The sequence below is a fragment of the Pseudomonas sp. I8001 genome, assembly GCF_013385345.1.
Lineage (GTDB): Bacteria > Pseudomonadota > Gammaproteobacteria > Pseudomonadales > Pseudomonadaceae > Aquipseudomonas.
In genome coordinates, this window is sequence record NZ_JACAQC010000038.1 from 1 (window position 1) to 13,941 (window position 13,941).

At 61.3% G+C, this 13,941-nt stretch carries 10 protein-coding genes and 1 pseudogene; 3 read left to right on the plus strand and 8 right to left on the minus strand.

All coding sequences use genetic code 11. The features are described from left to right. Nucleotides 1–105 precede the first annotated feature (105 nt). Nucleotides 106–1,101, minus strand: a complete 996-nt coding sequence (locus HX839_RS24205) for a succinylglutamate desuccinylase/aspartoacylase family protein (protein WP_177010020.1) — start codon at nt 1,099–1,101, stop codon at nt 106–108. 158 nt (nt 1,102–1,259) lie between these two features. On the opposite strand from HX839_RS24205, the pseudogene HX839_RS24210 reads away from it, so the two are divergent. Further along, a pseudogene (locus tag HX839_RS24210) lies at nt 1,260–1,688 on the plus strand (TetR family transcriptional regulator C-terminal domain-containing protein); the annotation flags it as partial. On the opposite strand, the gene HX839_RS31680 reads toward HX839_RS24210, so the two are convergent. The 7 genes from HX839_RS31680 to HX839_RS24240 form a co-directional block, all read right to left on the minus strand. Beyond that, on the minus strand, nt 1,644–2,642 hold the full coding sequence (locus HX839_RS31680; protein WP_256344747.1) for a DMT family transporter: 999 nt from the start codon (nt 2,640–2,642) through the stop codon (nt 1,644–1,646). The pseudogene HX839_RS24210 and the gene HX839_RS31680 overlap by 45 nt on opposite strands. Next, nucleotides 2,639–3,337, minus strand: a complete 699-nt coding sequence (locus HX839_RS24215) for an ABC transporter permease (protein WP_003217050.1) — start codon at nt 3,335–3,337, stop codon at nt 2,639–2,641. The genes HX839_RS31680 and HX839_RS24215 overlap by 4 nt, the downstream gene beginning before the upstream one ends. Nucleotides 3,338–3,344: 7 nt before the next feature. Then, a complete protein-coding gene (locus HX839_RS24220) occupies nt 3,345–4,049 on the minus strand; it encodes an ABC transporter permease (protein WP_003217052.1) in 705 nt (234 codons plus the stop codon). Between the two features lie 165 nt (nt 4,050–4,214). Further along, nucleotides 4,215–5,051: a transporter substrate-binding domain-containing protein gene (locus HX839_RS24225; RefSeq protein ID WP_087692319.1), complete on the minus strand. Its 837-nt coding sequence runs from the start codon at nt 5,049–5,051 to the stop codon at nt 4,215–4,217. Between the two features lie 25 nt (nt 5,052–5,076). Further along, the gene (locus HX839_RS31760; protein WP_102604649.1) at nt 5,077–7,071 is read right to left on the minus strand and encodes an aminotransferase class I/II-fold pyridoxal phosphate-dependent enzyme; all 1,995 of its coding nucleotides are present in this window, start codon (nt 7,069–7,071) and stop codon (nt 5,077–5,079) included. Nucleotides 7,072–7,174: 103 nt separating this feature from the next. After that, a complete protein-coding gene (locus tag HX839_RS24235) occupies nt 7,175–7,966 on the minus strand; it encodes a CDP-diacylglycerol diphosphatase (protein ID WP_003217058.1) in 792 nt (263 codons plus the stop codon). A 69-nt stretch (nt 7,967–8,035) separates the two neighbouring features. Beyond that, nucleotides 8,036–9,019 (minus strand): aldo/keto reductase, encoded by a 984-nt coding sequence (locus tag HX839_RS24240; protein WP_003217060.1) that lies wholly within the window; start codon nt 9,017–9,019, stop codon nt 8,036–8,038. Nucleotides 9,020–9,130: 111 nt separating this feature from the next. Between HX839_RS24240 and HX839_RS24245 the strand changes: the two genes are divergently transcribed. After that, nucleotides 9,131–10,042 (plus strand): LysR family transcriptional regulator, encoded by a 912-nt coding sequence (locus HX839_RS24245; RefSeq protein ID WP_087692315.1) that lies wholly within the window; start codon nt 9,131–9,133, stop codon nt 10,040–10,042. 102 nt (nt 10,043–10,144) lie between these two features. Continuing rightward, nucleotides 10,145–13,936: a hypothetical protein gene (locus HX839_RS24250; protein WP_256344748.1), complete on the plus strand. Its 3,792-nt coding sequence runs from the start codon at nt 10,145–10,147 to the stop codon at nt 13,934–13,936. Nucleotides 13,937–13,941 lie beyond the last annotated feature (5 nt).

The following is a 13,941-nucleotide window of genomic DNA, read 5'->3' on the forward strand; positions in this document are numbered from 1 at the left end:
GTGGGGCAAGAGCGTTTTGCTTACTTTTGCGCTCTTCAAAAGTGAGCCGCTGTAAGAGCGGAACCAATACCAGCCATAACCGAAGAAACGGATATGTACTCCCGCCTAAGGATCCAACACCCCCCCGCTGTACCCCTCAGACAACCGCGTCCCGGTAAACTTGGCCACCACCGAACCCTGTGAAACCAGCCGCTCCCGATGCCCCGTCACCATCCGCCCGGTTTGCGCCGCATGCAGTACAACCTCAGAAGCCGGATCCCCAGGCCGCCGAATAATCCGCGCAAACCGCTCACCCTCTTCCACCTGTTCACCCAAACCTTTTTCAAACACCAACACCCCGGCACACGGTGCCAGGATGGTCTCCATGCAGCCCATGTCCACCACCTGCCCCCGCCATTGAGCAATCACCGGCGCCTCATCAATCACCCCGCTGGCGCAGAGCCAAGCCCAGATCCCATCACCATCCTGCCCGGCCAGGGCATCACTCACATCCGCCTGCCCACGCAATTCAATCGTCGCCGCCAACCGCGGCTGCCCATGATCAATGATGGTCTCCTCAAACGACCCATCACCACCCTCGTCCCAGACAATCACCACATCCACCTGCAACGCCGCCGCAAGCGCCCGGCCCGCGGGCCAAAAGCTGCGGTGGATGTAGAGATATGGCAGGGCTTCATCATCGGTGTGCAGGTCCAGCACCAGGTCAGCATCGGCGGCCAGTTGCACCAGGCTTTTCTGCCATTGCGCCAGGTTGCTGGCCGGCCGCTCCATGGCCAATGAATGATCAAACGCCCGGTTGAAATTCTGCCCGGTGGCTTCGTGAAACCGCCCCAACAACCGCCCCTGGCGAAACTGGCCAATGCCAAACGGGTTGGCCTGGGGCACCACCGTCACCGTGCCCTTGAGCCGCCCCTGATCCTGGCAGGCCTGCAAACGCGGCAGCAGTTGATGCAACACCAGCATTCCGGCGATTTCATCGGCATGCACACCGGCCTGCAGGTGCACCCGAGGCCCGCTGCCGTCACCCTCGAAGCGCCAGGCGCCAATGTGCAGGGTGTTCCCGGAATCCCCGGGGACTTGCCACGAAAGGTCTTTTGCCATGCCGTTGCCCTCCTCTTGTTGGTTCTACAGGTATATATTGAACACACGTTCAACCATGTATCTTCACCGAGGGTGTGCCTGTGGCCGAAGACCGTCGCGACCTGTTGATTGCCGCCACCCTCACCAGCCTCGCCCGTGACGGGCATGCCGGCATTTCGGTGCGGCGCATCGCCGCTGAAGCCGGGGTTTCGGTGGGGTTGCTCAATCACCATTTCGGCAGCATCGATGCACTGATCGCCGAGACCTACCACAAACTCGCCAGCGAACTGACCACCGCCCTGTGGCAGGAAGTCGACCAGGCCGTGGGTCCTGCCGCGCGGCTCGATGCATTCCTCGCCGGCTCGTTTTCCTCGCGGGTCATGGACCCGAAACTGTTGGGCGTCTGGGTGGTGTTCTGGAGCCTGATCCGCCACTCGAACCACGTGAACGACTCCCATGAAAAAAGCTACCGCGCCTACCTCGAACTGATCCGCCAGTTGCTCGACGACCTGGCCGAGAGCGAAGGCTTCGTGATCCACGACACGCGCCTGGCCGCCATCGGCTTATCGGCGATGCTCGACGGACTCTGGCTCGAGTGGTGCCTCAACCCCGGCACCTTCAGCCCCGCCAACGGGCTGCACATCTGCCGTTGCTGGATACAGGGGCTGCGTCACGGAGCATTCGGCGCCGACCACATCCTGTGACACCGGGTGCCGGGCGCTGAGCATGGCCAGGGTGCCGCTGATGGCGATCAGCACGGCGCCGAAAATCAGCGACACGTCCATCACCGTGCCCCAGACCAGGCTCGACAGCAGGAACGCCCAGATCAAACCGGTGTATTCAAACGGCGCCAGCAGCGTCGCCGTGGCCCGGCGGAAGCTCGCAAACAGCAGGAACTGGCCAACCCCGCCCACCAGCCCCGCGCCGAGCATGCCCAACCATGCCGGGGTCGGCGATGGCGTGTGGGTCCAGGGCAGCGTCAGCGCCATACAGATCACAAACACCACATTGGTGATCAGCATCTGCTCCAGCACCGAGGTGTTGTCGTCCACCTGGCGCAACTGGATATAGGTAAACGCCCAGCACAGTGCTGCCGCCAATGTCAGGGCGATTGGCAACGGATCGAGCATGTTGCTGGGGCGACAAGCGATCACCACGCCGACAAAGCCGATGATCAGCGAAATCCACTGGCCGCGACTGGCGCGCTCCTTGAGGATCAATGCCGCGAGCAACGTGACCATGATCGGTGCGGAAAAATACAGCGTGGTCATTTCCGCCAGGGTCAGGTCTCTGGCGGCGGTGTAGTACAGCAGCCAGGCCAGCAGCGACAGCAGGCCTCGGATGATCAACAGCTTGCGGCTGACCGAGTGCCAGGCGCGCTTGAGCAAACCCATTCGCCCGGCGATCACGCACGCGGCGACCACCACCAGGCTGCGCCAGAACAGGATGGTGAACACTGAATAGTCGGCCACCAGCCATTTGATCCCGGCGTCCTGCAGCGCCAGGAACGCATAGGCCAGCGAGCACAGGGCAATCCCTTGCAACGAGCGATCGGTTTTCATCCGGCAGACCTGCGCAACGGTGTGCCGCGTCGCTCGGCAATGGCGTACAGGGCTTCAATCAAAAAGGTCAGGCACAGGTAGACCCCGGCCACGAGCAGCAGCGGCTGGTAGATCTGCAAGGTCTGGGCGCGTACCACGTTGGCGGCGCCAAGCAGGTCGACCACGGCAATGGTCGAGGCCAGCGCTGTGGACTTGAGCAGCATCACCGTCTCCCCCGCCAGGGTCGGCAGCAGCAGGCGCATGGCCCGTGGCAGGCGCACCCGCAACAGTGCCTGGCGTGGCGTCATGCCGAACGCCGAGGCGGCTTCCATTTCACCCTTGGGCACGGCCAGCAGCCCGCCGCGAATCACTTCACCGACGTACGCGCCCACCGACAACACCAGGGCGAACACGATGTACCAGTAACCGTCCCGCAGGAACGGCCAGAGGAAACTCCCGCGAATCATCGGGAACTGGGCAAACAGGCTGCCCAGGCCGTAATAGAAGATGTAGATCTGGATCAGCAACGGCGTGCCCCGCAGCACACTGGTGTAGCCCAGTGCGCAACGGGCCAGCCACTTGCGCCGGGACAGCCGCGCCAGCGCTACCAGCACCGCCAGGGCGAAGCCGAGCACTGCCGAGATCACCAGCAGCGACAGCGTCGTCTGCAAGCCCTTGGCGATCAGTCCTGCGTAATAACTTATCCACTCAGGCATGTGCGGCTCACTCGACAACCGGCATCCAGCGACGAATACGTCGCTCCAGGCGCCCGGACAGGTAGTTGGAGGCCAATGTCACCAGGTAATACAAGGCGGCGGCCGTGAGGTAGAACAACAGGTAATGCCGGGTCGAGCCCGCCGCCTGTTTGGCGGTGTACAGCAGTTCGTTGGTGCCCACTACGCTGATCAGCGCGCTGTCCTTGATCAGATTGATCCACAGGTTGGACATCCCCGCCAGGGCATATGGCGCCATGATCGGCAGGGTCACCCGACGGAACAGGCCAAAGCCGCTCAAGCCAAACGCCCGCGCCGCTTCGATCTGGCCATGGGGAATCGCGAGGATCGCCGCGCGGAAAATCTCCGAGGCGTACGCGCCTTGCACCAGCCCCAGTACCAGGACCGCTACCAGCGGGCCGCTGATGTTGAACTGCGCAAACCCCAGCCACAGCATCAATGCGTTGAGACCCATCGAGCCTGCGTAATACAGCAGCAGGATCAGCAGCAACTCGGGCACCGCGCGAAACACCGTGGTGTAGCCGCGCATCAGCATGGCTATCGGGCGCGGTGCACTGAGCTTGGCGCAGGCCACCACCAGGCCGATCAGCAGCCCCACCGCAAACGAGCCGGCGGAGATCTGCAGGGTCATCCATAACCCCTTGAGCAATGCGTTGCCCCAACCTTGTTCGCTGAAGCTGAGTAGATCGAACATCGCGGCTCCCTATTTCGATGACACGCGGTGACCCTGTGACGAGGGAGCTTGCTGTGGCGAGGGAGCTTGCTCCCGCTGGACTGCGTAGCAGGCCCATTGTTTGGGGGCGCTTCGCACCCCAGCGGGAGCAAGCTCCCTCGCCACAAGCACTCCCTTTCTACCGGATTAGTTTGTGTAGGGGCTGTCGCAGACTTTGCTCACATAGGCAGGCGTGTCGGCGCGTTTGCACGGGCTGACCGATACTCCAAACACGCTCTGCGAGAGGTCGGCGTAGTCCTTGCTCACCAGCAACTCACCGATGGCCTTGTCGAGCCGGGCCTTGAGTTCAGTGTCTTCCTTGCGCAGGCCGGCCCCCACGCCGCGGCCGATGATCGGGTCGTAAGGCACTTCGGCGATTTCGGCCAGGCCCTGGGCCTCAGGGGTCTTGACCATCATGGCGATGGCGACGCCGTCGGCCATCATCAGGTCGGTGCGCCCGGCAATCAGGTCGGCGTTGGCCGATTCCTGGGTATCGTAGTACTTCAGGTCAGCAATATTCTCGTAGTACTTCTTCAGGTAGTTGGCGCTGACCGTAGAGATCTGCACGCCGATGATCTTGCCCTTCAGCCCTGCCGGCGAGACTTCGACCGTGGTGCCCTTGGGGCCGGCAATGCCCAGCAGCGAATCGTAGTAGGCGCGGCTGAAGGCGATCTGTTTTTCGCGCTCTTCGGTGACCGACATCGAGGAGAAAATCACGTCGATTTTCTTCGCCAGCAGCGACGGAATAATCCCGTCCCAGGCCACTTCCTTGATCTGGCACTCAGCCTTCATCAAGCCGCAGAGCTTATGGATCAGGTCGACTTCAAAGCCCGTCCACTCACCATTGCCGCCCTTTACCGTGAACGGTGGGTAGGGTTCTGCCGCCACCGCGAACACAATGGGTTTCTCCGCCGCCAACGCAGTACCTGCCGCCAGCATCAACACAGCACTGCTCAACCACTTTGCCAATCGTTTGGATTTCATGATCTTGCCCCGTCTTTTTTTGGAGTTAGCGAGTTTGATGCGCGTTGACGAACTGCCGGCAACGTTCACTGCGTGGGTCGATAAACACCGAGTCCGGCGAGCCGGTTTCCTCGATCAGGCCTTGATGCAAAAACGCGACTTTGGATGACACATCCCGGGCGAACGCCATTTCATGGGTCACCAGGATCATGGTGCGGCCTTCTTCGGCCAGGGAGCGAATCACCCGCAGGACTTCGCCCACCAGCTCCGGGTCGAGGGCCGAGGTGGGTTCGTCGAACAGCATGACTTTGGGGCGCATGGCCAGGGCTCGGGCGATGGCCACCCGCTGCTGCTGGCCGCCGGAGAGGAACGCCGGGTATTCATTGCGCTTGGCGGCCAGGCCAACCCGGTCGAGCAAGGCTTCGGCGCGCTCGATGGCTTCGGCCCGGCTTTCGCGCAGCACCTGGGTCGGCGCTTCGATCAGGTTCTCCAGCACAGTGCGATGGGGCCACAAGTTGAAGTTCTGGAACACCATGCCGAGTGTCGAGCGAATCCGCACCAGTTGCCTGGCGTCGGCCACCAGCGGTGCGCCGGGCCGGCCGTAGTTGAGCTTGATGCTTTCACCGTCGACGTGGATGCTGCCCTGGTCCGGCACTTCGAGCATGTTGATGCAGCGCAGCAAGGTACTTTTGCCCGAGCCGCTGGCGCCGATCAGCGAGATCACCTCGCCTTCGTGGGCGGTCAGGGAGATGCCCTTGAGCACCTCGATATTGCCAAAGCGTTTATGCAGATCGAGCACCTCGATCATCTTCTTCGCCGCCACCGGCTGTACGCTGATGATTTTCGCCGCAGGCTCGATTCGCGGTTCTCCGGCGAGCTTGGCGACGAAGCGGCTGATACGTTCACAGGCTTCGGCCAGTCGCGCTTCACCCAGGGTAAACGACAGCCGCACAAAACCCTGGGCCGGCTCGCCGAAGGCCGCGGCATCCAGCACGGAAACCCCTGCTTCGCGGAACAGCCGCCAGGCGAAATCCAGGGAGCCGAGGCCGGTGTCCCGCACATCCACCAACACGAACATGCCTGCCTGCGGGGCCCGCACGTGAATGCCCGGGCAACCGCCGAGACCTGCTACCACCAGGTCGCGGCGGCGGCGGTAGGTTTCGCGCATGCCCTGGGTGACTTCATCGTGGGCCAGCACGGCGGCGGTCGCGGCTTCCATCACGAACCCCGGCAAGCCGTAGAGCATGCTCAATACCAGGGTTTCCGCGTGGGCCACCATTGCAGGCGCGGCGACGATCCAGCCGATGCGCCAGCCGGTCATGGCATGGGACTTGGACAGGCTGCCGATCACGATGCAGCGATCGGCCATGCCCGGCAACGCGGCCAGGCTATGGTATTCGCCATCGAACACCAGGCTTTCGTAGACCTCGTCCACCACTACCCACAGTTCATGCTCGATCGCCAGGTCGGCGATCACCTGCAATTCCTGAGGGTTGAGGACAACGCCGGTGGGATTGTTGGGGTTGGAGAAGAAGATCGCCCGGGTGCGAGGCGTAATGGCGGCAGCCAGCAGTGCCGGGTCGAGGCGAAAGCCCGAGTCGGCGGAACACGGCACCCGCACCAGCGTTGCGCCGCTGGCCTTGAGGGTCGCTTCGTAGGTGACGTACATCGGGTCGAGCACGATCACTTCATCACCGGCCTGCAACAGGCACAGCGAGGTGACGAACAAGGCGTTCTGCGCACCGGCCACGGTGATGACGTTTTCAGCGTCGAGCGGGCGAGCCAGGGACTGGCTGTAGCGTGCGGCGATGGCATCGCGCAGTGCCGGGCGGCCGGGGATTTCGGTGTAGTGGGTGTCGCCCTGGCGCAGGGCCTCGACGGCGGCGTCGGTGATGAACGAGGGTGTGGCGAAATCCGGATCGCCCACACTCAGGATGATGATGTCTTCGCCTTTGCTGCTGGCCTGGAAGGCGGCGTGGTGGATGTCCCAGGCGGCTACGCCCTGCCCTGCAATTCGCTCGACAAAAGGTGAAAACCGCATGCCAGTGCCTCTCGTTCAATCAGAAAAAGCGCAAGACCGCCTGTTACCAGGCAGGGGGTGCAGCCAACATAATTGAAACTGAACACTCGTTCAACGGCAAACTTCACCGGATGTCGTTAACAGCTAAAACAGGTCGTTGTGGTGGTTTGTCCATCAGGTTGCACTGGCGGTCCTGCAGTTCTTCGGCGGAGGCCAGGTTCCATTCCTTGAGCGTCAACCGCGTGGTCAACAGTACGAAGTTGCCGTTCGCCGCCGGTGCCAACAGCAAGCTGTAACTGGCCATGGCGTCGCCCTGGGCCTGCACGTAGTCATTCAGGATGGCCAATGGGTCGCGCAGGTCGAATTCCACCGCCGACAACGTACGGGCACTGTAGGTATGCCCCTGCAGTTTTACCGGCAGGGTTTGCCAGTGCTCGTCGAGGGTTGCCGCGCGTTCGTTGAGGGTGTTGAAAATGTCGGGGCGCAGGCAGGCGATATGAATGTGCAACTGGTTTTGCGTGCGGCCATACCGCGAGTTGATCGCCAGGGATACATAACGGTCGGCAATCGGCGTTTGCAGGCCGGCCGAGAGTACATCGTGGTGTTTCCAGGCCTGGGCAAAGTAATGCGGCAACAAGTCCCGGGCCAGCGCGACGTCTTCGATTCCGGTGACTTTATCGGTGGGGATCAGTAAGTCCTGGTACGGGCCGTTGAGGTCCTTGAGCAGCGCGAACCCCTTGTCCGGATCAACCTCGAGGCAGGGGCGCGGATTCTGGTGCTGGTTCTGGTCGGGCACGCATTGACGGCTGACGATCTGCCACAGCACATCGGGATTGCCGCGCCATTTCCAGGCGGCTGCCACCGCCACCACACACAGCAAACCACCCATGATCTTGAACAAGGGACCGCGCTTCATGCCAAAAACCTCAACGCCAAAGGAATGTCTTTTGTGTTTTGCAGCTGCAAGACATCCCTGTCGCAAAGGTTAACGCTGGGCCGGGGCCATGAACTCCGGCCCTACCGGGTCTTTTATCGTGCTGGCCAGAATACGGTCGATATGTTGCAGGTCGTCGGCCGTGAGCTGCCAGCCGAACGCATCTTCAACGCCTTTGAGCTGCTCCGGCCGGCGGGCGCCCCACAGTGCAACCGTGGGGCCCTGGTCCAGCACCCAGCGCAACGCCAGGGCCAGCACAGACTTGCCGTGGCATTCGCGAGCGTACACGTCCAATGCCGCGACCGCCGCCAGGTACTGCTCAAAGCGTGGCGCCTTGAATTTCGGGTCGAGCTTGCGCACGTCATCCCCGGTAAAACCCGTGGCCGCGTGCATGCTGCCGCTCAACAAACCCCGGCACAGCGAACCGTAAGCCAAAACCACCAGTGAATTTTGCTTGGCGTACGGCAGGATATCGCTGTCGATCGCCCGCTCAAACAGGTTGTAGGGCGGCTGCACGGTGTCCAGGTGCGTGTACTGGCGGAAATCGTCCATTTGCGCAGGCGAATAATTGCTCACCCCCACGGCAAGGATCTTGCCTTCACGGCGCAGTTTTTCCAGCTCGCCGGCGGTTTCCTCCTGGGCTACCAACGGGTCGGGCCAGTGAATCTGGTAGAGGTCGATGTAGTCGGTTTCGAGGCGCAGCAGTGAGTCTTCGATTTCCTTGCGGATACGTCGGGCCGTGGCATTGCGGCGCACCGTGCCGTCGTCCCATTGCAACCCGGCCTTGGTGGCGATCACCGCCGTGTGGCGTACGCCGCGCAGGGCCCGGCCGATCAGTTCTTCCGACAGCCCAAGGCCGTAGACCGGCGCACTGTCGATAAAGTTGATGCCGCTGGCCAGCGCATGGCGAATGGTCTTGACCGAGACCTCATTATCGGCGCCGCCCCACATCGAGCCACCCATGGACCAGGTGCCCAGGGCAATCCGCGAGACGGCCTTGTCGATGCCCGGGATCTTGATGGTTTCGATACTCATGAAAAAGCCTCCGCCAGAAACAATCAGTAAAAAAACGATTACTCTAGATCATCCGTGGTTGAATCGGGCTCAACGCCGCGTGCAACCCAAACCCCATAAAAGGTGCTTGATATGGCTGCGTTCAACCGCTCCGAGTTGGCCGACCTGAATGTCTTCATGGCGATCATCCGTCGCCGCAGTTTCCGGCATGCCGCCAATGAACTTGGCGTCACCACCTCGGCCCTGAGCCACACCATGCGCAACCTGGAAACGCGCCTGGGGGTCAAGTTGCTGTATCGCACCAGCCGCGCCGTAGAGCCTACCGATGCCGGCGTGGTACTGGCGGAAAAACTCAGTGCCGGCTTTGCGACGATCCAGGACGGCCTCGACACCCTCGAACTGTACCGCGAGGCGCCGATTGGCCGCCTGCGCCTGAACGTACCCCGGGATGCCGCGGTGCTGCTGATTTCGCCGGTGCTCGGCGAGTTCACCCGCACCTACCCGCAACTGCGCCTGGACGTGATGATCGAGGACCGCATGCTCGACATCGTCGCAGAGGGCTACGACGCAGGGATCCGCTATGGCGCCACGGTGCCCCAGGACATGGTGGCCGTGCCGCTGACCGGCGAGCTGCGCTGGATCATGGTCGCCTCCCCGGCCTACCTCGCACAGGCAGGGACACCTGCAGTGCCCAGGGACTTGCTCACGCACTCCTGTGTACGCATGTACCTGGGCGACAAGACCACCTACAAATGGGAACTGGGCAATGGCGTACGCCAGCAGCGGCTCGATGTGCCCGGCCACTTCAGCGCGGCCGACACCCAGACCATCGTTGATGCGGCCCTGCAAGGCGTGGGTATCGCCTACTGCCTGGAGAATCGCGTGCTGGCGGAACTGGCCGACGGGCGCCTGGTGGAAGTGCTGCCCGACTGGGCCTGCATCGGCGCGCCGCTGTGCATGTACTACCCCAGCCGGCGTCAGTCGCAGCCGGGATTGCGCCAGCTGATCGACATGATTCGGCTGAGGACCGCGGCGCACCCTTAGCATGGGCGCGTAAAACGCCGTATCAAACTGCATGCCAGTGGGATGGAATCGCTGAGGGGGCATCGGATACGAAGAGTTACACCCGCTGGAGCGAAGCGCTGCTTGGGTGTACTCGATAAATTACCGGATCCCCCTCCTATGACAATTGCTCCTACTCAGGCTACGGCTTCTTTCATTCCTTTGAACGCACCTGACAAGCCGCTTCCCCCGGCGCGGCTCCAGGCCGCAGCGCCGGAAAATGCCGCGCCAGGCTCCCCCGGGACCAGGATCCCCAGCCCGCGTGCCGATGCCGACGGTGAACTGGCAGGCCAGGTAGCCAGCGCGCTGCGTCAGGTCAAGGGCGACGGCCATGACGACGCGATCATGGTCGAGAACATTCCGCCGAACTCAACGTTCGGGCAGTGGTGGTCGCAGTTGGGGCGTGCCATGGAGTCCCCGCAAGTCCGTGACTGGATGAGGGAAAACGGGATAAACCCCAATTCAGTGATGATTGACCCCAATACCGGGAAGATCACCTACCAGCGCAGGCCCTCCGCCGCCGCGCAACCCAACGGCCCCGATGACAAAGGCTGGGCGCAGGTGGGCGCACAGGTCAGGGACGCCGCACGCGTTATCGGCGACGGTAACCCGATCCCCTTCAAACCGCCGCTCTCCCAAAACAGCAACAGTGCCCCCCTGTGGTTGGTGAGCCAATTCTACAAAGAGCAAGAACATATCCTGCCGGATCATGCCCACGAGCGTGCAGATGAGTTGGCGCGCGACAAAGCTTTTACCGGCGTGAGCGGCCCGCGTTTTGCGGACCTGCACGAAACCCGTGGTGAGGATGAGGTTGAGCGCCAGAAAGCCCTGGTGGGCAATACCCAGACGCTGAACACCGTGGGGCGTGAACTCAATTACCTGCTTGAGCGGATTCGATCGGGCAGCATTGGGAGCGGTGACGTTCTCGACTACCTGCAAAAGAATAAAGTCGAGCTTCACCCCGACAGCGCTTACCGCCAGGTCGGGAGCACCGACTCAGGGAGCACCATTAGCCTCAAGGAATTCCTTGAGATCAATGGCTGGGACGTGCCAACCACGCCCGAGGAGGTGGAGAACCTGACGAATTATCTGCTCAGGCCTGAACTCCAGACGCCGCTCCATGGCAATTATGGCGGTGCGCTGGAATGGCAGCCCCCGCTTGCGCCCGAGGCGGCGAATCAGCTGCGGTCCGACCTGCGCCGCGGCAAGATCGGCGACGTTGATTTGAACGGCGCCAGGAACGTAGTGGAATACCTCATGCAGGGCAAGTCGTTCACGCCTTCCGAGCTGGCTGACCCGCAGCGGGTGCTCGACTCGCTGATCCGCTCCCCCAAGGGCAAGGCGTTGGGCGAGGCCCTCCAGGCAAAATTTGACGCGCAGTCCATCAAAGGCAGTGCCACTGATTGGCTGTTGGCGGCCATGAGTGTGGACAAAGACAACTCGTTCCGCGCGACAGACCCCAGGTCCAGGCATCACATCGCCGGTTTTGCCGTGACCGGGAACAGTACCTGGGGCAAACCCGCCTCCGGTATCGTCAGCCGGTTGGCCGAACATCTTGTCAGCACCGGCAAGGCATCGTCACCCGAGGCAGCGGCGCTACAAGCGCATCTGCTGCTCTCCACCCGCGCTCCGGAGTTCCTGGTTAAAGACATCCCGGACCAGGTCACCCCGGGTTCCCATAGTTGGGTCAGTTTTGTCACCGCGGTAGAACGCATCGAAGCGCAGTCTCCGGGTTCAACCGCAGGGATGTCCTACGGGCAGGTCATGCTCCACGCTGAGGTCGCGCCGGTCTCCGCCCAGGAGCGTTATGTCGAATATGCCGCCCAGCAAGAGGCGCTCAAGGATTGGGGAAGCGCGAACGGTATGCCGTATCCGGTGACCGAAGGCCAAATGAATGATGTACGCGATGCATTCGATGCGCAGATCACCGAGCTGAGCGCGGCCAGTCAAACACAGAGCATGCCGATGCCATTACGCAAGGAAATGGCCCTGGAGCAGTTGCGCAAAGCCCTGCCGGGCATGGATACGGCAACCCTGGAAGACAAGAGCATCACGCTGGAACCCGCCCATAGCGATTTCCCGGGGCCTTATTCGATCCTCGACTTGTATATGAAGGACGCGCTTCACCATCGACCTGGCGTCGAAGAACCACCGGCCGTAGGGGTACTTGGAATTGGGCCCCCGCCCCCCGCTGACAATCATTGGGTGACCTCATCCAGTACGTTGAACCTCAGCGAGGTGCTGGAAAAAACCAAAGACCTGCCAAGTATGCCGAACGTGTTCCAGGACGCGTTCGGGGAATACGCCGACGGCATCGAAAAAAGCGTCGCGACCCAGGTGAAGTGGATGGTTTCGCGGCTCCCTGAAGAAGACCGTAAAAATCTGGAATACGGCGAAATCACAGTGGTCAGGGAAGTCGACGTCGATAAGGACAACTTTGGCAAGGAAACCCGCAAGCGGGTGCCCGACGACAATTGCCTGCTGGTGAAAACCAGGCGCAACAACCAGGTGCACACCTACGAAATCAATCTCAGGACCGCGAAGATTACCGAGCGTACGGACCTGGGTGACTTCACGGCAGGCAAACAACCTTCCAACCACACCCATTACCATAAAGACCTGGAAGAAGTCATACCTTCGGGCGAGTACGCACCCGGGTTGACGGATGAAAAAATCCAGGCCGCCAACCCCAAGAGCTTTGGCAGTGCCCGAACGTCTTATATTGCCGATGCCATGGTGAAGGATGTTGATATTCGGTCATTCAAAAAAGAGGCCGAGGGGCTCACCACGCTTGATACCGAGGTTCCCTTTTACAAGAAAGTCAATGAATTCCTCCTCAACCTGATCCCCTTGAGGTCGGCAATCGTCAACTTTCAAAACGGCAACATCGGCGAAGGTGTCGGCGACCTGGCCCTGGATATATTTGGGTTTGCCGTGGGCCTCGGTGCGGCAGCCAGGGGGGCCAAGGCCGTGGCCGCCGGCGCATCGGCTTTCAGCAAGTTCGCCCAGGGCGCGAAGATTGTCGGGCGCGCGGCGCTGGGGAGTTTCAATCCGTTGAGCGGGGCTGATGATCTGGCCCGGAGTGCATTGAAGCTGGGGCGCACCACGCTGACCGCTGGACGTAACGGCGTCAATCATCTGCGTGGCGCCTTGCGCAGTGTCGACCTGACGTCACTGGCGAAAAAGCCCGGCATTGCCGAAGGCACTTACAAGGCGGCCAATGCGACCGAAGAAGCCAAGGTGTTTGCGAAGTTTGATGACGCCACCGGTAATTGGCACGCCTTGAATGTGAAAACCAGACAGCCCTTTGGCGAGCCGCTGGAAAATTTCAAAGCTGACGCCGTGCCGGTAGAAGCGCTTCGCGACAAACTGGAGAAGCTCCATGCAAAAACGGGATACACCGGGACAATCTGCTACGAAAAAACCATGTTCGTCGGGATGGCAGACAATGCACTCCCGTTGAAAACTCGCGAGGCCGTGCTGGGCAGTGTGATCAGGAGCGGGGATTCCAATTACACGCAACGCTACAAGGATCTGATGGGTATTAATGCCGAGAATACCAGCGCCGTATTCAGGCCCGCGGACATTACCGAATCAGGCGTTATCAATTTCATGAGCAATAGAGCAGACGGCAATATCGTACACACCGCCTATATTCAAAAGAGCAGTGATGGAAAGCTCTATATCTACAACACCAACCAAGCCGGCCTGGACAAAGCCATGTTCGATGCCACTGGCACTCTTGACAAATCGGTCGGTGCAACGGTATTCAGTCTTGATAATGACGGGCTGCAAAAGTTTCTCGACTCGGGGTTCACCTTTTCCTTCACCCCAAACAGCACCCTCAATGCCAACGTAACACGCCTGGCGACCTGACAAAC

What these genes read in the sequence shown, in the direction of transcription:
- HX839_RS24205 (WP_177010020.1), bottom strand. Translation starts at nt 1,101, where the DNA reads ATGGCAAAAGACCTTTCGTGGCAAGTCCCCGGGGATTCCGGGAACACC.
- HX839_RS31680 (WP_256344747.1), bottom strand. Translation starts at nt 2,642, where the DNA reads ATGAAAACCGATCGCTCGTTGCAAGGGATTGCCCTGTGCTCGCTGGCC.
- HX839_RS24215 (WP_003217050.1), bottom strand. Translation starts at nt 3,337, where the DNA reads ATGCCTGAGTGGATAAGTTATTACGCAGGACTGATCGCCAAGGGCTTG.
- HX839_RS24220 (WP_003217052.1), bottom strand. Translation starts at nt 4,049, where the DNA reads ATGTTCGATCTACTCAGCTTCAGCGAACAAGGTTGGGGCAACGCATTG.
- HX839_RS24225 (WP_087692319.1), bottom strand. Translation starts at nt 5,051, where the DNA reads ATGAAATCCAAACGATTGGCAAAGTGGTTGAGCAGTGCTGTGTTGATG.
- HX839_RS31760 (WP_102604649.1), bottom strand. Translation starts at nt 7,071, where the DNA reads ATGCGGTTTTCACCTTTTGTCGAGCGAATTGCAGGGCAGGGCGTAGCC.
- HX839_RS24235 (WP_003217058.1), bottom strand. Translation starts at nt 7,966, where the DNA reads ATGAAGCGCGGTCCCTTGTTCAAGATCATGGGTGGTTTGCTGTGTGTG.
- HX839_RS24240 (WP_003217060.1), bottom strand. Translation starts at nt 9,019, where the DNA reads ATGAGTATCGAAACCATCAAGATCCCGGGCATCGACAAGGCCGTCTCG.
- HX839_RS24245 (WP_087692315.1), top strand. Translation starts at nt 9,131, where the DNA reads ATGGCTGCGTTCAACCGCTCCGAGTTGGCCGACCTGAATGTCTTCATG.